Source organism: Terrabacter sp. Soil811 (assembly GCF_001429655.1).
Classification (GTDB): domain Bacteria; phylum Actinomycetota; class Actinomycetes; order Actinomycetales; family Dermatophilaceae; genus Terrabacter.
The window spans coordinates 449,358-467,122 of the sequence record NZ_LMSX01000008.1; the positions used below are offsets into that span (position 1 = coordinate 449,358).

Genomic DNA, 17,765 nt, shown 5'->3' on the forward strand with positions numbered 1-17,765 from the left:
GCCGATGCCGCTCCCCCCGCCGCGCCCCGCTCGCTCGTGTTCGGCTCGGCTGCCTCGGGTCAGGCTTTCGCTTCGCTCCAGCGGCGGACGATGGAGGTGTCGGCGACGAACCGGACCTCGTCGGTGCCGGCCCACGTGCGCGCTGCGCTCGTCAGCGTGCCTTCGACGGCGGCCGCCGCGGCCGCGGCGTGCTGCTCGGGCACGTGGACGAGCAGCTCGTCGTGCAGGCACAGCACGATCTGCCCGCCGAGCGGGCGCACCGCGTGGCGTACCGTCGCCGCCCACGCCTTGAAGAGCTCGGCCGCCGAGCCCTGGATGATCGCGTTGCGCGCGTAGCGGCCCCGCGCTCCGTCCGCGCCCGTCGCCGAGAACTCGGCGCTGCCGGACGGCTCGGGCGCGCCCGGCTCGAGCGCGGGCAGGGGCACCCCGCCGAAGCGGATGAGCCGTCCACCCCACGTGCGCACCGGACGGCGGGCGACCCCGTCCGCGTAGGCCCGGTCGAGCAGGCTCATGGCCACGGGGTAGGCGCGCTCGAGGTCCTTGAGGGCCTCGCCCGCCGCACCCGAGCGCTGGCCGTACATCGCTGCGAGCACGGCCACCTTGGCCCGGGGCCGGTCGGCGCCGAGCTTGGCGGCAACGGGTGCGTAGAGGTCGTCGGCGCGGGTGGCCTCGGCGAACGCCCGGTCGGCGCTGACGACGGCGAGGACGCGCGGCTCGATCTGGCCGAGGTCGGCGCGGACGAAGACGTGACCCGGTGCCGCGCAGATGGCTGGACGCAGGGGTGCGGGGAGGTTGTGCAGACCGTTCTGCGCGGTCATGCGCCCGGCCGCCCCGTCGCAGGCGGTCCAGCCGCCACGGAGCCGGTCGTCGGCGCCGACGTGGTCGTCGAGCCAGCGGTAGCCGTAGGTCGTCGCGATCCGCTCGTCCTTGCGCCACCGGAGCAGCGCGTCGACGAGGGGATGGGTGTGCCGGTACGGCTCGAGCACCCAGGCGCGCGTGTTGGGCACGTCGACACCGACCGAGAGGAGCAGGTCGCGCACCTGGCCCGGGTTGCGCAGGTCGGCGCGCTCCCGGCCGGGCGCGTGGCGGAGCACGACCGCGTCGCGCTCTGCCCTGATGCGCGCCGCGTCGGCGTCGTCGTCGGGTCGCGCCCCGGCGGACGCCGCGATGAGGTCCTCGGCGGCGGGCCGGTCGACGGGGAGCCCGTCGCGCTCGAGCTCGAGGCAGAGCACGGCCGCGGCGGACTCGGACCACACGGTGCGTTCGAGCCGACCGACGTGGTCGCCGCCGAGGCGGGCGAGGGCCTCGCGCTGCGCGGTGCAGCAGTCGAGCGCCAGGACGGCCAGCTCGCGCAGGCGGGCGTCGTCGGTCGCCCACGCGAGAGCATCGGCGCGGAGGTGGCCGGCCGCGGTCAGCAGGGACACGTCCTCGCCGGCAGCGACGTCGAAGAGGTCGCCGTCGAAGCCGCTCAGCCGCGGCGCGCGTGGCGCGGGCACGTCGGCCTCGTCGAGCCCGCGGCACCCCGCCACGACATGACCGGGCGTCGCCCACCAGCCGCCGTGGACGATGCGGTGGGCCTCGGCGAGGTCCCACGTGCGGGAGACGTCGACACCGGCGCCGACGACGAGCCGCAGGGTCGAGGCGGCCGACCACACGACCCAGCGCGGACCGAGCCGCGTCGTCGTGTCGACGAACCGGTGCACCACGTCGCCGAGCGGCCACGCCTCGTCGACACCCGGCCCGACGGCATACGCCCCTCGGGGGCCGACGACGAGCGCGACGAGCGGTGGACCGGAAGACTTGTCAGTCAAGGCAACTCGCCATCCGCTTGACGGCCTCGCGGAGGATGTCGGGGGAGGTCGCGTAGTTGAGCCTCGCGTGCCCCGCGCCGCCGGAGCCGAAGATCGGACCGGGGGAGAGCGCGACGCGGGCGCGGCGCAGCACCTCGCCGGTGGGGTCGTCGCCGAGGCCCAGCCCGGAGAGGTCGAGCCACGCGAGATAGGTCGCCTCCGGCACGACGAGACGGGCGCCTGGCAGCTGCGCTGCGACGAGCTCGGCGAGCAGACGCCGGTTGGAGTCGAGCTCGCGGACGAGTCGGTGCACCCACTCGCGCCCGTCGCGGAAGGCAGCGGTCTGCGCGATGACGCCCAGGTGGCTCGCGCCGAACGTGACCCAGGGGTGGAGGCGGCGCACGTCGTCGGCGGCGTCGTTCCCGGGGACGATGATCGCGGCCTTGAGCCCTGCGAGGTTCCACGCCTTGGAGGCCGACGTCACGGTGATGCCGCGCTCGGCGCCCGCGACGGCGAGATAGGGCGTGAAGGTGCTCGTCGGCAGCACGAGCGGACCGTGGATCTCGTCGGAGACGACCCGGACGCCGCGCTCGTCGGCGACTCGGGCGAGGGCCGCCAGCTCGTCGGGGGTGTGCACCGTGCCGGTCGGGTTGTGTGGGTTGGAGAGCAGGTATGCGGCGCGGTCGCCTCCAGCGGTCACCTCGGCGAAGACGTCGGCGAGGCGGTCGAGGTCGAGCCGGTGGTCCGGACCGAGCGGCGCCTCGACGACCCGTCGCCCGCACGCCTCGATGACCTCGTAGAAGGCGTTGTAGACGGGCGGGCTGACGACCACCGGGCCACCGGGGTCGGTGAGGAGCCCGAGCAGGTGGGTCACGCCGGTCAGCACGTCGGCGACGCGGGTCGTGCTGTCGTGGTCGAAGCCCCAGCCCCACTCGTCGGCGGCGAACGCGGCGATCTCGGCGGCATACTCCTGCGTCAGGGCGTAGCCCGTGTCGCCCCGGGCCACGGCGGCGCTGACGGCGTCCACGACCGCGGGGCACGGCGCGCAGTCCATCTCGGCGATCCACATCGGGATGACGTCGGGCTCGTAGCGTCCCCACTTGACCGACGTGCGGTCGCGCCGGAGGTCGGCCAGCGGGACGCCGAGGATCGTCGCGCCGTCTGCGTGCCTCTCACCCATGGGAGCGACCCTATGAGAGCGGGGGGACGTCGTCTCCCGCGGTCCCCGGTCGGCTCGACTGGGTACGAGGGTGCCACGAGCGACCCGGGCGGCATACGGTGTCGTCGGCGGCGAATCGACAGCCGCCACACAGGGACGACGGACGAAGGGGTGGAGCCGGTGGGCATCTTGGGTTACGGCAGGGACGAGACCGTCGAGGCATCGGACGCGACCGCGGTGAAGCTGCGCACGGCGAAGGACGCCGGCGCGCTCGAGCGGGCTGCCCTGCCGGCCGAGGGAGGTCTCTCGGGAGCCGCGACCCGACTCGTCGAGCGTCTCCTCGACGTCGGGATCGACGGCAAGGGACCGTTCGACCCGGCCCACGAGGTCGCCGCCAACGCGCTCAAGCACGCCCGGGGAGATCGCGACCAGGCCCTGCGGATCATCGTGCGCGACCACCGGCAGCTCGGCGCGATCGGCGGCTTCGCCACCGGTCTGGGCGGCTTCTTCACGATGCCCCTCTCGCTGCCGGCCAACGTGCTCGAGTTCTACCTGCTGGCCACCCGCATGACGGCGGCGACGGCCAAGGTGCGCGGCTACGACATCGACCAGCCCGAGATCCGCTCCGCGATCCTGCTGACCCTCGCCGGCGCCGACAGCGACGACCTCCTCAAGAAGGCCGGTCTGCAGGCTGCCGGTGGCAAGCTGTCGTCCGTCGCCTTCGACCGGCTGCCCGCCCCGGCGCTCATGGTCCTCAACAAGGCGGTCGGCTTCCGCCTGCTCGGGCGCATCGGGCAGGGGACCTTCGCCCGGCTCGGGCGCCTCGTGCCCGTCGTCGGAGGCCTCATCGGCGCCGCGGTCGACGTCTACATGCTGGGCCGCATCGGCAAGCAGGCGGCCAAGGAGTTTCCTCCCGTCGAGACCTTCGGTCGCTGAGCGACCGGCTGGACTGGCCTCACCGTGAGGGACACGCAGATCACCGTTGCGCATCGCCGTCCGGGCCGGGGAATCGCACGCGGCACCCGTTCGTTGGGCCGGGCATGAAGCCCGCATCCCGGATCAAGATGGCCGCGACCGTCGCGTCGGTCGTGCGCGCCTCGACGCGACCCGGCGCGCCCAGCCTGCCGGAGCGGCTGCAGGCCGTGCCGCGCATGGTGCGCGCCACCGTGGACGGGACGTATGCCGGCACGACCCTCAAGCGGCTCGGGCTCGTCGCAGGGGCGGTCGCCTACGTCGCTTCGCCTGTCGACCTGCTGCCCGAGGCGGTCCTGCCGGTCATCGGCGCGGCCGACGACGCCGTCGTCATCTCCTGGGCGGTCAAGGCATTCTTCGAGGAGACCGAGCGCTTCATCGCCTGGGAGGTCGGTCAGGGTCTGCACCGCCCGCGGCCCCGGCGTGGTTCTGCGAGCGGGGCGCCGGGTGGCGATCCGGCGACCGAGGCGTCGCGCACGACGGTGCACGGTGAGCCGGTCACGGTGCCGGGCGATCCGACGACCCGGGCGTGGGCCGGAGGTGCCGAGGACGGACTGCGCCGCGACCGTGACAGCACCGGGGCTGCTGCACCCCGCCGCATCGTCAGCCGCGTCACGCGTGTCAGGGGCAGGTCCGCCAGCAGTGACCCCGGGCGGGGTCGGGACGACCGGGCGCGACTTCCGGAAGGGACGCGCCAGGCCGCGACCGACTACGTCCTCGAGTCGGTGCGCAAGCGCCTCGAGCGCTGAGCCCAGCGCACTCGGCGACACGGCGTACTGCTGCGCCGTGCTGCGTGCGGTGAACCCGGCCGCTGGGTCCGCGATCCACACCCCCTGACACGAAAGGCACTCGGTCCACAGGAGCCGATCGGGGTCTGCCGGTCCCCGGTGCGTGCCGCGAGGCTCGGGACATGCCGAAGATCTCACTGTCCGGGCCGGCCGAGCTGCTGACCATCATCCCCTTCCACCTGGGCTTCCAGCCGGAGCGCAGTGTCGTCGTGGTGTGCTTCCACGGCAAGCGGCTCGGGCTCGTCGCGCGGCTCGATCTCGTCGACGAGACCCTGGCCGCCGAGGCCGCCGCCCAGACGGTGCCGACCCTGCTCCAGGGTTCCCCGTCGTCGGTGGCCCTCGTGGGTTTCGAGCAGGTGCGCGACGAGTCGCTGGCCCTGCTCGAGGCGCTCGCCACGGGCGTCGAGGACCACCGGGTCGTCGTCCGGGAGCGACTCGCGGTCCTCGAGGGGCGCTGGCGCTCGGTCGGGTGCGACTGCTGCCCCTCGGAGGGCTGGCTCCTCCCGGAGCAGGCGGACGTGCCGGCCGTCGCGAGCTACGTGGCGCTCGGGCACTCCGTCCTGGCGGACCGAGAGGGGTTGGCGAGGCTCGTCGAGCCGCTCGCCCCCACGGAGCCCCGGCACGACCTCGCTGCCGCCGCGATCGACGACTGGCAGCGCCGCTATGTGGCAGCCGGTGGCTCCCTCAGCAGGACGCCGGCCCGGGCGAGCCGGACGGACCGGAAGCCCGCCCGGGGTCGCCGCCGTCGACCGGCAGGACGGGGGCGCCGACCCGGCGCGGCGCTCGGGGTCCTCGACGGCGGCGACCCGACGGCCCGCCAGTTCCTCGTCCACGACTCCCTCGTGGCCTGGGGAGGGGTGCTGCACGGCGAGATCGAGGGGTACGGCGTCGAGCACTGGCTCCCGTCCCTCGTAGGTCCGCTCCGTGACCCGCGCTTCCATGACGCCCTGCTGGCGTGGCTCTGCCCCGGGATGGCCTCGGCCGACTTCCTGTCCGACGACCTCGCAGCCCTCCTCGGGGTGCTGCTCGGTCCTGACCTCCGGCTCGCCCCGGCCGCGGGCGACCACGAGACGGCCGGCGTCCCGACACCCGACGGCGCCGAGCCCGGTCGCTCCCCGGGATCGGGCGCGGAGCCGGGCGACCCCGACACCGCGGAGGGGTCGGGGACGCCCGTGCAGGAACACCTCGAGGAGGGCGACTCCGACGCGCTCCGAGCGCTGTTGCAGCTGCTGGCTGCCGGGCCGCCGTCGTCGGACCGGCACGACGACGACACCGACGACGAGGACCCCGGCGACGACAACAACGACAGCGACGAGGACGACCACGAGGACGACCACGAGGACGACCAAGAGGACGACCACGAGGACGATGGCGAGCCGCGGCGCGACGTCTTCGAGGCACGACGGGTGCTGGACGAGCTGGACGCCGTCGGGACCTTCGCGGCGCTCGAGGCGTCGGTGGACCGGGACGAACCGCGCTCGCTCGACCTTCGGGCCGGCCTCGCCGCAGCGCCCGACGCGGCTCCCGAGTCGTGGCTCGGTGACGGCACCGACCCGAGCGGCTGGGAGGAGTGGGACGAGGCTGCGACGCCACGGCTCGTCCTGTCCCGCCTCGAGCAGGTCTGCCGACTCACGCCGGCGGATCATGCGGTTCCCGTCCTGGCGCTCTTCGCCTCGATGGCGTGGTGGTGCGGCGACGGTGCGCGCGCCGGGGTCGCGGTCGACCGTGCGCTCGAGCTGGAGCCCGAGGACGGGCTGGGGCGGCTGCTGCGGCACGCCCTCGACGTCGGACTCCGGCCACGGGAGTGCGCCTGAGCGTCTCCGGCGGCGGCGCCGTCCGTCCATGTCGTGGAACGGCGCGCGGCCTCTCCGCGAGGCCTCGCGTATGGTTGGAGCAGGTCATGAGTACCAGCGACAAGCCCCGGCTCGCTGGTCGGCAACCCTCCTTCGCGGTGGGGTGCCCCGGGTGAAGACCAGGCCGCCCCGTCCCCGGGTGCGTGCAAGCGCGAGGACCGAGGAGTACCCCGATGACCGTCACCCACCGGACGCAGAGCACCCGTCGCCGTGCGCGGCCCGGGACCGCTGGCACCGGCCAGACCGGCGACTCGGCGACGAGGGACCGTGCGGCGACGAGCCACGTCGACCCGACGGCACCGGAGCCCCGCCGGCCCGACGGCGCCTGGCGTGACGGCGACCCGGTCGGGCGGCGGCAGTTCGCCCACGTCGGTGACATCGAGCTCGAGCGCGGGGGAGTGCTGCCCGACGTCCGCATCGCCTACGAGACGTGGGGCCGGCTCAACGAGGCCGGCGACAACGTCATCCTCGTCGAGCACGCACTGACCGGCGACAGCCACGTCCTCGGTGAGGCCGGCGACGGACACGCCTCGCCCGGCTGGTGGAACGCCCTCATCGGGCCCGGCGGACCGGTCGACCCCGAGCGGTGGTTCGTCATCGCGTCCAACGTCCTAGGCGGGTGCCAGGGCAGCACCGGCCCCGCGAGCCCCGCGCCCGACGGTCGACCCTGGGGCAGCCGTTTCCCCTACGTCACGGTCCGCGACCAGGTCGCCGTCGAGCGACGCCTCCTCGACGGGCTCGGCATCCGCCGCCTCGCGGCCGTCGTCGGCGGCTCGATGGGTGGGATGCGTGCGGTGGAGTGGGCCGTGACGCACCCCGACGACGTCGACCGCTGCATCGTGCTCGCGTCGACGGCGTACGCGACCGCCGACCAGATCGCCTGGTGCCAGCCGCAGCTGCTGGCGATCCGCAACGACCCCGACTACGCGGGTGGCGACTACTACGAGGGCCACGCGCGACCCGACACCGGCCTGGGCCTGGCTCGCCGCATCGCCCACATCACATACCGCACCGAGACCGAGCTCGGCACCCGCTTCGGACGAGAGGCCCAGCTCGGCGAGGACCCGCTGCGCGCCGGAGACCGCGGCCGGTTCGCCGTCGAGTCCTACCTCGACCACCACGCGGGCAAGCTGGCCCGGCGCTTCGACGCCAACTCCTACGTCGTGCTGACCGAGGCGATGAACTCGCACGACGTCGGGCGCGACCGCGGGGGGCTCGAGGCCGCCCTCGAGCGCGTCCGCGCCGAGTGCACCATCGTCTCTGTCGACACCGACCGCCTCTACCCGCCCCGGCTCTCCGACGAGCTGCACGCCGCCCTGCCGGGGTCCCGACGCGCACACATCACCTCGGAGTTCGGGCACGACGGCTTCCTCATCGAGGAGGACCAGGTGGGTCGCATCGTCCGTGAGGCGCTCGAACGACCCCGCGACTGAACCCATCTGCGCGCCGGGCCGGTTCGCCGACAGGCGGCGCTGTCGCACGCTCGTCGTCCGCGTCGCCGACGCCGCGGTGAGACTTCGCGCGGGACGCGCCGGACGCCTCGTAATCGGGTACGGTGCGAGCACTGGTTGTTTCCGTCCCAAGGAGGTCCGGGAAAGTGGCCATCGTCGTTGGTTATGTCGCCACCAAGGAAGGTCGCGCGGCGCTCAAGCGAGCCGCCGAGGAGTGCGTCCTGCGTGGAGCGAAGCTCGTCGTCATCAGCTCCCACCGGGGCGGCAAGGACTTCGACGCGAACGAGGCCAGCCAGTTCGAGAGCGAGCTCGCCCGGGTGCAGACGCTCCTCGAGGAGAAGGGCCTGGAGCACGAGGTGCGCCAGCTCGTCCGGGGCAACGACCCCGCCGAGGACCTCATCTCCGTCGCCGAGGAGGAGAAGGCCGACTTCATCGTCATCGGCCTGCGTCGCCGCAGCCCGGTCGGCAAGCTGATCCTCGGGTCCAACGCGCAGCGCATCCTGCTCGACGCGAGCTGCCCGGTGCTCGCGGTCAAGGGCGACTGAGCCCTCTCCGGCACGTCGTCCGGCCCGGTTCGTGCGGGCCGGACGCCCGTTCGCGGCACGCGGGTTGGACGCGCGTTCGCTCGGAGGGCGTACGCCGTTTTATAATGTCCGAGTACCGGATCGCACGAGGCGCACCGAGAGCTCGAAACAGGGATCGACTCCGACAGGCCAAGCTCTTCCGGCACCAACCCCCATTCTCGTTCGTTGTGATGGTGCATGCCCGGATTCGGGTCGACCATCAGACGAGACCTGTGACGAAAGGCGACTGCATCCGTGCCTAAGGCAACAACCGCTGGAGCTCCCAAGACCCTGCCGAAGGTGTTCCAGCACGAGGCGATCATGCAGCTCCTGGTCAAGGGCAGCAGCAGCGGCACCATCACCGGGACGGAGATCGCGCGCGCCCAGGTCGATGCAGGACTCGACCTGAAGCAGATGAAGCCGGTCCTCACGACCCTCGAGGCCCACGACATCGAGATCGTCGTCGACGCGCCGCACTCCAGCACGACGAAGAAGACCCGAACAGGGACCAAGGGAGGCACTGTGGCCACCGCACGCAGCACCACCGCCGCGGCGACGAAGTCCGCGACGCGGACGACGACCGCGACGACGAAGACCGCCGCCAAGAAGACGACGGCCAAGGCGGCGCCGGCCCGTGCCGCCGCAGCCACCGACGACGAGGCGGCCGCCGCCCCCAAGGCGGCCGCGGCCCGCACGGCCAAGAAGGCTGCCACGAACGCCGGTGTCGCCAAGGCGGCCGCAAAGCCCGCTGCCAAGAAGACCGCCACCCGCAAGACCGCCGCGAAGAAGGCCACGACGTCGGCCGACGGCACCGTCGTTGCCGGTGACGACGCCGAGCCCGAGGACGCACCGGTCGGCGAGCTGGAGGAGGTCGTCGTCGAGCCCGTCGACGTGGACGACGACGCCGAGGACGGTGACGAGGCCACCCCCGCAGCCGCCGCGAAGACCGAGGAGACCGAGGAGTCTGGCTTCGTCATCCGTGACGACGACGAGGACGACGCCCCGGCCCAGCAGGTCGTCACCGCCGGCGCCACGGCCGACCCGGTCAAGGACTACCTCAAGCAGATCGGCAAGGTCGCCCTCCTCAACGCCGAGCAGGAGGTCGAGCTCGCGAAGCGCATCGAGGCCGGCCTGTTCGCCGAGGAGAAGCTCAACTCCGGCGACAAGATCGACATGAAGCTCAAGCGTGAGCTGTGGTGGATCGCCCAGGACGGCAAGAAGGCCAAGAACCACCTGCTCGAGGCCAACCTGCGACTCGTCGTCTCGCTGGCCAAGCGCTACACCGGCCGCGGCATGCTCTTCCTCGACCTGATCCAGGAGGGCAACCTCGGCCTCATCCGTGCGGTCGAGAAGTTCGACTACACCAAGGGCTACAAGTTCTCGACCTACGCGACGTGGTGGATCCGCCAGGCGATCACCCGCGCCATGGCCGACCAGGCGCGCACCATCCGCATCCCGGTGCACATGGTCGAGGTCATCAACAAGCTCGCCCGCGTGCAGCGTCAGATGCTCCAGGACCTGGGCCGCGAGCCCACCCCGGAGGAGCTCGCCAAGGAGCTCGACATGACGCCCGAGAAGGTCGTCGAGGTCCAGAAGTACGGCCGCGAGCCCATCTCCCTGCACACGCCCCTCGGTGAGGACGGCGACAGCGAGTTCGGTGACCTCATCGAGGACTCCGAGGCCGTCGTCCCGGCCGATGCGGTCAGCTTCACGCTCCTGCAGGAGCAGCTGCACTCGGTGCTCGACACCCTGTCCGAGCGGGAGGCCGGCGTCGTCTCGATGCGCTTCGGCCTGACCGACGGCCAGCCGAAGACGCTCGACGAGATCGGCAAGGTCTACGGCGTCACGCGCGAGCGCATCCGCCAGATCGAGTCCAAGACGATGAGCAAGCTGCGTCACCCGAGCCGCAGCCAGGTGCTGCGCGACTACCTCGACTGACGGGTTGACTCGCGGTCCCGTGTTTCCGCAGGTCAGGTGCCCATCGGGCGCCTAGCCTGCGGCATTCCCGGGCAGCACAGCGCTCCTAGTCCAGATAACGGCGTACGCTGGTCGGCATGCCGAAGGCGCCGCCGCCCCCGAACCTGACCGCCCTGCTGCCTTCGTGGCTGTTGTCGCTGCGGGCCGACCGCAAGAGCGAGCAGACCGTCAAGGTCTACGGGGACGGGGTCCGGTTCTACCTGCGCTGGTGCGAGCGCGTCGCCGCCGCCCCGCTGGAGCGGGCCAGCCTGCGCGGCTGGGTCACCGAGCTGATCGACGGCGCCAATGCACCAGCCACGGCCCGGGCCCGGCAGCATGCGGTGCGCCGGTTCACCGCCTGGCTCACCGAGGAGGGCGAGCTGCCGACCGACCCGTTCCTCGGGATGACCGCGCCCAAGCTCGACACCGCCGTCATCGAGCCCCTGACTGAGGACCAGCTCCGGGCCCTGCTGCAGGCGTGCACCCCGCCGAAGGGCGCCGCCCCGACCGAGACGCTGCGGCACCGCCGCGACGAGGCGATCCTGCGGCTCATGCTCGAGACCGGGGCCCGAGCCGGCGAGGTCGTCGGCCTGCAGGTGGCCGACCTCGACCTGACCGCCGGCACCGCCGTGATCCGCCGCGGCAAGGGCGGGCGCGGCCGGGTCGTCCCGTTCGGGCCGCACACCGCGCGGGCTCTGGACCGCTACCTGCGCCTGCGCGCCCACCACAGGCTCGCCGCCACCGTGAACCTGTGGGTCGGCGACCGCGGCAAAGGCTTCAGCTACGACGGGTTGCACAAGACCCTCAAGCACCGCGCCGAGACGGCCGGCATAACCGGCTTCCACCCGCACAGGATGCGACACACCGCCGCCCACCGATGGCTCGCAGCTGGCGGATCCGAGGGCGGCCTGATGGCCGTCGCCGGCTGGACCCGCCCCGACATGCTGATGCGGTACACCCAAGCCCAGGCCGCATCCCGCGCCGCCGCGGAGGCCCGCACCCTCAACCTGGGGGAGCTGTGAGACACGGCCGGCCCGAGCGGGCCTACGAGAGTGAGGTGCGGCGGTTCTGGCCGAACTTCGGTGAGGACGACGAACGACTCTACGACCTCACGAAGGCCTACATCCAGGCGACCAGCGATAGACAGATGCAGGTCGCGCGTCATCCCGAGGATCCCGCCGAGGAGCTGCAGTGGCTGCCGATCCCGCCGTCGATGACTCGGTCGCTGCTCCAAGTCGTGTGTACGCACGCAGCGCACCGGGCACACGAGTGCCCAAAGCTGGCGGAGCTCTGGCACACCGATGCCCACGGGCCGCTGTTCCTATCCAGACTGGCCGGCGCGGCCTTTGACCCGCCCGATGATCCGGACGACCCGTTCGCTCCGCCCACCGCCGTGTTGACCAGGCAGCAGCGGGACGCTCGGCGCGCGCTGTTCCCCTCGACGAGCCTCTCCCCGGTCTGGGAGGCGCTGCCGGTTACGGTGGTCCGGCTCTTCCTCGATGACCCGAGCACGTTCGAGGCGGAGCTCTGGGTCAAGTGCGTCGACCACGGCCCTGCGAAGGTCGACCGAGGCAAGTTGGGCCTCGCCTACCTTGAGGACGCCAAGCGCAGACGACAGGGTCGCGACACGCGAGAGCCGACGGTGATCGGGTTGCACACCGTCGGAGCGGTATCCTCTCCGTAGCCGCGAACAGTGGTAATCGCGCGAGCGCCGGTGGCGTGCCCAGGAGTGACGCTCTGGGAGAGACCCTAGGTGCGTCATGCCCGCTTCATCCCCGTCCGAGCGACGTCTCATCGCTCGAGCCGCTGCTCACCAGTCCTGGGCAGCAACAGCCAACAGAACCGCCCGGACCGCCACCGCTCGGACCGCATTCCTCGCAAAGTTCGAGGACCAGGTCGATCCCGATCGAGTTCTCTCGCCCGACGAGCGGGCGAAGCGGGCCACGAACGCCCGAAAGGCCTACTTCGCCAACCTCGCCCGCAAGTCTGCCGCGGTGCGGCGTGGCGAGGGCCCACGCCGCCAGGCCCTCGAGGAGCTAGCCGAAGCGACCAGGCTTCTCGCCGAGCTGACCGAACGAAGCAGTCCACCCGCCGCGTCGGACCGTGAAAGCCAGGGGGCTGACGCTGCGACTCCGGCGGGCGGTGGCGCGCGATGAGCACAGACGAACGGCGCCCGTTGAGGACGCCGTCCGAGTCTCCGGCCAAGGTGACTGACTCCAAACTACGGGCAAGCACTGACGGCGGCCCGTACGTGCCGGACGTCTCCTTCATGAGCGCTCTCCAAGCCGCGCAGGCCTACGCGGAGGCTGGGCTCTACGTAGGGCCGACGAAGAAGGGCAGCAAGGATCCTGGCTCGATACTGGGCAAACGTTGGCCAGAGCTCACCAGCCGCCACGCGGACGTCATCAAGCAATGGTTCACGGGCCGAGATCGCGGCCTGTTCGTTCACTGCGGCAGGTCTGGTCTCGTCGTGTTCGACGTCGACCACCCCGACCGGGTCCCGCCTCTCCTGGCCGAGGCCATCCGATGCCAGCAACCTGCGTTTCAGGAGACGCGCGCGGACAGGTCAGGACGCGGACACTACGTGTTCCTGCAGCCGCCAGGTCGGATGATCGGCAACAGCCTGGGGAGCCTCGAGAGGGGCTGGGGGGAGGTCCGCGGCCGCAACGGCGTCATCATCGTCCAGCCGTCAGTGCACCAGAAGAGCGAGGAAGGCGGGTCTTACGAGTGGGCCACTGTGGGACCGATCCCGATCCTCCCCCCGAAGCTTGCTGTTGCACTGACCGACGCGACCGAGTCGCTGAGGGCCGCCACGGATGCCGAGGTTCGATCCTTCCTCGACACGCACACTGATGCCGAGCGCCCCGAGCTGCTGGGCGTCTGGGCTCGGCTCTACACCAATGAACTGGCGGCGGGTGCTTCACGGCACCAGGCCATGGTGTCGAAGGCTACGGGGGCGATGGAGGAGGCAGCAGCCGGACTGCTGAATGCGGCTGAGGCAGCCAAGACTCTGAAGCGCGTGTTTTTCGAAGCGGTCTGCCAGCCAACGCGCGGTGACAGCCAGCGAGCCGCACGGACGGTTGACGCTGCCGAAAAGGAATGGCACGGCATTATGGCGTGGGCCGTGGCACACGCAAAACGGGCAAACCCCGAGGCGACCCGGGTCCGGGCAGCCGCCATGATTCCGCCCTCCGGCGAGGCCCTCAACAGCACAACGGCTCCGCTGAAGGCGGTCCCGCTTGGGGCGGCCCACGCCGTCTTCAGGCGCTGGCTTGGGTCGGACTATGACCTGGATGTGTTGGACGCCGTACTTGCCGTCGCGGCCGTAGAGAAGCTGAGCGGCGACCCCGCTTGGCTACTGGTCGTCTCCGGCTCAGGCGCTGCCAAGACGGAGACCGTCGCACCGCTGGCGGTCGCGGGGGCTTTCGTCACCTCGACCATCTCGAGCGAGGGCGCCCTGCTCTCAGGGACCTCGCAGAAGGAGCGGGCAAAGACAGCGACGGGCGGACTGCTACGCAAGATCGGTGGCAGCGGCGTGCTGGTGATCAAGGATGTGACCTCGATCCTGTCGATGAACCGCGACTCCCGCGCCTCGGTGCTTGCAGCCCTGAGGGAGGTGTACGACGGCAGGTGGGAGCGCAACCTCGGCAGCGACGGAGGGCAGTCCCTCGCATGGGACGGGCGAATCGTCGTTATCGGAGCCGTGACGACCGCTTGGGACCGCGCGCATGAAGTCATCGCCAGCATGGGCGACCGGTTTCTGCTCATCCGCTTGGACTCCACAAGCGGGCGGGTCGCCTCCGGACGGCAAGCCATCGCCAACACCGGGGACGAGGTCGACATGCGAGCGGAGCTAGGTGATGCAGTGGCAGGTGTGCTCGCGGGCGTCGACGACAAGGCCGAACTCGCGCTGACTAAGGCGGAGACGGAACAAATACTGGCTTTGGCCAACGTGGTCACCCTGGCGAGAACCGGTGTCGACCATGACTACCGAGGCGATGTCATCGACGCGCACGCCCCGGAGATGCCGACTCGCTTCGCCAAGCAGCTGACCCAGGTCATGCGCGGAGGCCTTGCCCTCGGGATGGACCGCCAGCACATCCTGCGGATCGTGACCCGGATCGCCCGAGACTCCATCCCGCCACTTCGACTGGCCGTGCTCCTCGACCTCATGCGCCACGACGAATCCACCACCACCAACGTCCGCAAGAGGATCGACAAGCCACGCGCCACCGTCGACCGAACGCTGCAGGCGCTCCACATGCTCGATCTCGTGACCGTCAGTGAGGAGGAGGGGAACGGCAAGCAGCGCACCGTGTGGTGGTACTCGCTCGCGGCCGGCGTCGACGTGAGGGCGTTGCGGTGGATGCAGGAGTGCCAGAAATGTCAGGAGACAGACGCCCATGCCCACTGATGCCTCCTACCCGTTCCTTTGTCCCCCTGTACTGACAAATCTGGCACTACCGGGGCACCCGGCCAAGCGGTTCCAGACACCCTCCGCCCACGACCACCTCGACAGTGCGAACGCCGACGTTTGGGTCCAGTCAGCAACCTCCGGTTGGGAAAGGCGTTAGAGATGAAACCTGTTCGGGCCAAGCTGTATCCATTCCAGCGAGATGGAGTCGAGTTCCTCATCCGGCGACGCAGGCGGCTCCTCGCAGATGAGCCCGGCTTGGGGAAGACGATTCAGATCGCCGCCGCCATTGGCCGGCTGTGGCGAGACGAGTTGGCGCGGGCACCCGAGGGGTCGGTGCTGTACGTCACGGCGGCCAGCCTCATCACCCAGACAGTTGCCGAGCTGCGGGCGTGGCTGCCAACTTTGTCCGTTGGAGCGGCGCTGCCCGCCCGGATATCTGCAGGTGAGTTACTCCCGAACGTCGTGGTCGTCTCTCACGACCTAGTGCACGCCAAAGTCGGAGCGCTGCTGCGCATCCGGCCCCGGCTCGTCGTGGTCGACGAGGCCAGTGGCCTCAAGGGCGGGGGAGTGCAGTTCGAGTCCGTCCGTGAGGTGTGCGACCACGCCAGCCGCGTCATCGTGGCGACCGCCACCCCAATCGAGAACAACCCCCTCGAGTTATGGACGTTGTTCGAGCTTGTCGGGACCTACCCGCTCGGCTCTCGCGGTCAGTTCCTCAACCAGTACTGTCGCGTCTCCACCTTCGACCGTCGGCCCTCAGTAGTGAAGGGCTGGAAGTCCGAGTTGCACGCGCGTGACGCGATGCAGCGCATCGAGTCCTCGTTCCTCCGCAGGACAGCGGACCAGGTCGGACTCAGGCTGCCCGTACGCGAGGAAACCTCCCCCGTGCTCGTGAAACTTGGCCGTGGGCAGGCGGCGGACTACGCCAAGGCGGAGCGCATCAATGACCCGTTGCGACGGCATCAGAGGCTGCGAGAGGCCTCTCGAGGAGCGGCGCATGGGTCTCCCCTGCACTCCGCCGCGGTGGCCCTCGTCCGGCGTGAAGTGCGACAGGGACGCCGGGTCGTCCTTTACACCGAGTATCTCGACGATCTCGATGGGCTCCACGTCTTGCTCGAAGAAGCCCGCATTCCACATCTGATAGTGCAGGGGTCGACGCCGCAGTCGCGCCGAAGCGATGCCGTCGACTTTTTTTGTGCCGGAGGGGTTCCGGTCCTGCTCGGAAGCCGGGTCCTCGAGTACGGACTCAACTTGCAGTCCGCCAACACCCTTGTGAGCGTTGGAATGAGCTACAACCCGGCGAGGGAAGCGCAACGCGAAGGCCGACTGCGGCGCATCGGCTCGCCGCACCGGTCTTTTCGGCACTGGCTCGTCCTCCCAGACACCGATCAAATCGGTAGGCAGATGGAGATCCTCGAACGAAAGCGTGAAACCTCAGACCTCGCCTACGGGTCGACTTGAGCCTGCCTCGCCACAGATCTAGGCCTGGCCTCCTCCGCCAGAGTCGAAGGTACGTCCGATCTGCCGGCAGAGCTTGGCCTCGGTGACGACCTGCTCAACGCAATGGAGTCGTTCAGGGGCTCGTGAATGTGTATGGCGTGTTGGAGCGCCGAATAGATCACCAGGTGTTGTGGCTCATGGAGTGCGCCACGGCTTTGAGCTGGCAGCGGCGGGACGCTGGCACGACCACCGACCCCTACGGAGCGAGCGCAGCCTGAAGACCCGGGAGCGTCGGGGTCTGCGTCTAGAGTTTTGCCGCGTGACCTCAAATGGACGCAGCCGTCCCGCCGACGACGCTCGGGTCTTGCCGGCGACTAGCAATCGCCCAGCATGGGCGACCGACCCTCTCACGTCAGGCAGTACGTCAGCTACGGTGCTGACCCCGGAACAGGCACAGCAGCTTGGTGAGGCGATGGTCGAGGTCGGCAAGGTGGTGGCGCCCGGCCTCCGCCGACTCAGCACCACGCTCACAGACTTCGCCCAGCACGCTGTCTTGGTCCTCGGTCCCGCCGTGCGCGCCGCCAACGAAGGCTTGAGCACGTGGGGCAAGGCCCTGCTGCCCCTCATCGAGAAGCTCGCCGAATTAGAGGCAACTAGGCCGCCGAACTGGCCATCCCTCCTCACGTACCCCCTGATGGACCGGCTTGCCCGGGAAGGTTTTCCTGTCGCCTGGGTGCCGGGCCCGGACGTACTCGACGAACTTATGCGGATCGGGTCACCAGACGTGCGAGGACAAGCCCTGCTGGCGCGCTCGGAGGACGTGCTGCGACACGCGCACGGGGTCCTCGACGAGGTCACCAACGATGAGTTGAAGGACTACGTTGTGGTGCTCCGGCAGGCGCTTGCGTGCGTCGAAACCAGCTATGCCCCAGCCCAGGCCCTGAGTCTGCAGGCAGCCGCGGCCCTCGCCGCACAGGAGACGAAGCACGCCAACTTTGCGTCGTTGAGACGGTTCCTGGACTCGATGAAGGAGATGGATGCTTATACCGGCGCTGGCGGCGTGAAGGCCGCAATGACGCTCTTGGCGGTCGCGCCGATTCTTGAACGGTTCGTGTCCGGTATAGATCTGCCACCAACGACGCCGAACCGTCACGCCGTTGCCCACATTGTCTCTCTCGAGCAGTACACCCCGGTGAACGCGATGCTGTCGGTGCTTGTCGCGGTCAGTGTCCTGCGACAAGCCCAGGAGAACCGACAGATATCGGGCCCTGGCGATCCGTCCCACGTGGCCATACCGGCGCCTCCCGCCGGCCGGCCCAACTCTCCTGGCTCGTGAACGTAGAAAAGCCGCCCTCGCCCCTCCCGCCGTTTGAGGC

General features: G+C 70.6%; 13 protein-coding genes and 1 riboswitch. Of the genes, 11 read left to right on the forward strand and 2 right to left on the reverse strand.

The annotated features are described in order from the left end of the window. Positions 1-59: 59 nt before the first annotated feature. Both ASH01_RS12560 and ASH01_RS12565 read right to left on the reverse strand, forming a co-directional pair. Positions 60-1,811, reverse strand: coding sequence for a DNA polymerase (locus ASH01_RS12560; protein WP_056776174.1), 1,752 nt, complete (start codon positions 1,809-1,811; stop codon positions 60-62). Then, positions 1,804-2,970, reverse strand: a complete 1,167-nt coding sequence (locus tag ASH01_RS12565) for a MalY/PatB family protein (RefSeq protein ID WP_056776176.1) — start codon at positions 2,968-2,970, stop codon at positions 1,804-1,806. The genes ASH01_RS12560 and ASH01_RS12565 overlap by 8 nt, the downstream gene beginning before the upstream one ends. Positions 2,971-3,129: 159 nt before the next feature. Between ASH01_RS12565 and ASH01_RS12570 the strand changes: the two genes are divergently transcribed. From ASH01_RS12570 to ASH01_RS12620, 11 genes are all read left to right on the forward strand, one after another. Then, entirely contained in the window at positions 3,130-3,885 is a 756-nt protein-coding gene (locus ASH01_RS12570; RefSeq protein ID WP_235508784.1) for an EcsC family protein, read from the forward strand. A gap of 104 nt (positions 3,886-3,989) precedes the next feature. Next, the gene (locus tag ASH01_RS12575) at positions 3,990-4,670 is read left to right on the forward strand and encodes a YkvA family protein (RefSeq protein ID WP_056776177.1); all 681 of its coding nucleotides are present in this window, start codon (positions 3,990-3,992) and stop codon (positions 4,668-4,670) included. Between the two features lie 161 nt (positions 4,671-4,831). After that, positions 4,832-6,523: a DUF4192 domain-containing protein gene (locus ASH01_RS12580; RefSeq protein WP_056776179.1), complete on the forward strand. Its 1,692-nt coding sequence runs from the start codon at positions 4,832-4,834 to the stop codon at positions 6,521-6,523. 82 nt (positions 6,524-6,605) lie between these two features. Further along, a riboswitch (SAM riboswitch) is annotated at positions 6,606-6,720 on the forward strand. Positions 6,721-6,735: 15 nt separating this feature from the next. Beyond that, entirely contained in the window at positions 6,736-7,995 is a 1,260-nt protein-coding gene (gene metX / locus ASH01_RS12585; protein WP_056776181.1) for a homoserine O-acetyltransferase MetX, read from the forward strand. Positions 7,996-8,159: 164 nt separating this feature from the next. Then, positions 8,160-8,558 (forward strand): universal stress protein, encoded by a 399-nt coding sequence (locus ASH01_RS12590; RefSeq protein WP_020144644.1) that lies wholly within the window; start codon positions 8,160-8,162, stop codon positions 8,556-8,558. A gap of 339 nt (positions 8,559-8,897) precedes the next feature. Then, positions 8,898-10,514, forward strand: a complete 1,617-nt coding sequence (locus ASH01_RS12595; RefSeq protein WP_156415605.1) for an RNA polymerase sigma factor — start codon at positions 8,898-8,900, stop codon at positions 10,512-10,514. 116 nt (positions 10,515-10,630) lie between these two features. Continuing rightward, positions 10,631-11,554, forward strand: a complete 924-nt coding sequence (locus tag ASH01_RS12600) for a tyrosine-type recombinase/integrase (protein WP_082619799.1) — start codon at positions 10,631-10,633, stop codon at positions 11,552-11,554. Between the two features lie 35 nt (positions 11,555-11,589). Beyond that, positions 11,590-12,216, forward strand: a complete 627-nt coding sequence (locus tag ASH01_RS12605; RefSeq protein ID WP_056776184.1) for a hypothetical protein — start codon at positions 11,590-11,592, stop codon at positions 12,214-12,216. Positions 12,217-12,684: 468 nt separating this feature from the next. Continuing rightward, positions 12,685-14,946 carry a bifunctional DNA primase/polymerase gene (locus tag ASH01_RS22535; protein ID WP_082619800.1) on the forward strand — a complete coding sequence of 754 codons (2,262 nt, stop codon included), beginning with the start codon at positions 12,685-12,687 and terminating at the stop codon, positions 14,944-14,946. 162 nt (positions 14,947-15,108) lie between these two features. Continuing rightward, positions 15,109-16,410: a DEAD/DEAH box helicase gene (locus ASH01_RS12615; protein ID WP_082619801.1), complete on the forward strand. Its 1,302-nt coding sequence runs from the start codon at positions 15,109-15,111 to the stop codon at positions 16,408-16,410. Between the two features lie 412 nt (positions 16,411-16,822). Beyond that, complete coding sequence (locus tag ASH01_RS12620; protein WP_056776187.1) at positions 16,823-17,725, forward strand: hypothetical protein; 903 nt, start codon at positions 16,823-16,825, stop codon at positions 17,723-17,725. The last annotated feature ends 40 nt before the right edge of the window (positions 17,726-17,765 follow it).

Bases quoted from the DNA above. Each gene is read 5' to 3' on its own strand.
- ASH01_RS12565 (WP_056776176.1), bottom strand. From the start codon at position 2,970: ATGGGTGAGAGGCACGCAGACGGCGCGACGATCCTCGGCGTCCCGCTG.
- ASH01_RS12575 (WP_056776177.1), top strand. From the start codon at position 3,990: ATGAAGCCCGCATCCCGGATCAAGATGGCCGCGACCGTCGCGTCGGTC.
- ASH01_RS12580 (WP_056776179.1), top strand. From the start codon at position 4,832: ATGCCGAAGATCTCACTGTCCGGGCCGGCCGAGCTGCTGACCATCATC.
- metX (WP_056776181.1), top strand. From the start codon at position 6,736: ATGACCGTCACCCACCGGACGCAGAGCACCCGTCGCCGTGCGCGGCCC.
- ASH01_RS12595 (WP_156415605.1), top strand. From the start codon at position 8,898: ATGCAGCTCCTGGTCAAGGGCAGCAGCAGCGGCACCATCACCGGGACG.
- ASH01_RS12600 (WP_082619799.1), top strand. From the start codon at position 10,631: ATGCCGAAGGCGCCGCCGCCCCCGAACCTGACCGCCCTGCTGCCTTCG.
- ASH01_RS22535 (WP_082619800.1), top strand. From the start codon at position 12,685: ATGAGCACAGACGAACGGCGCCCGTTGAGGACGCCGTCCGAGTCTCCG.
- ASH01_RS12615 (WP_082619801.1), top strand. From the start codon at position 15,109: ATGAAACCTGTTCGGGCCAAGCTGTATCCATTCCAGCGAGATGGAGTC.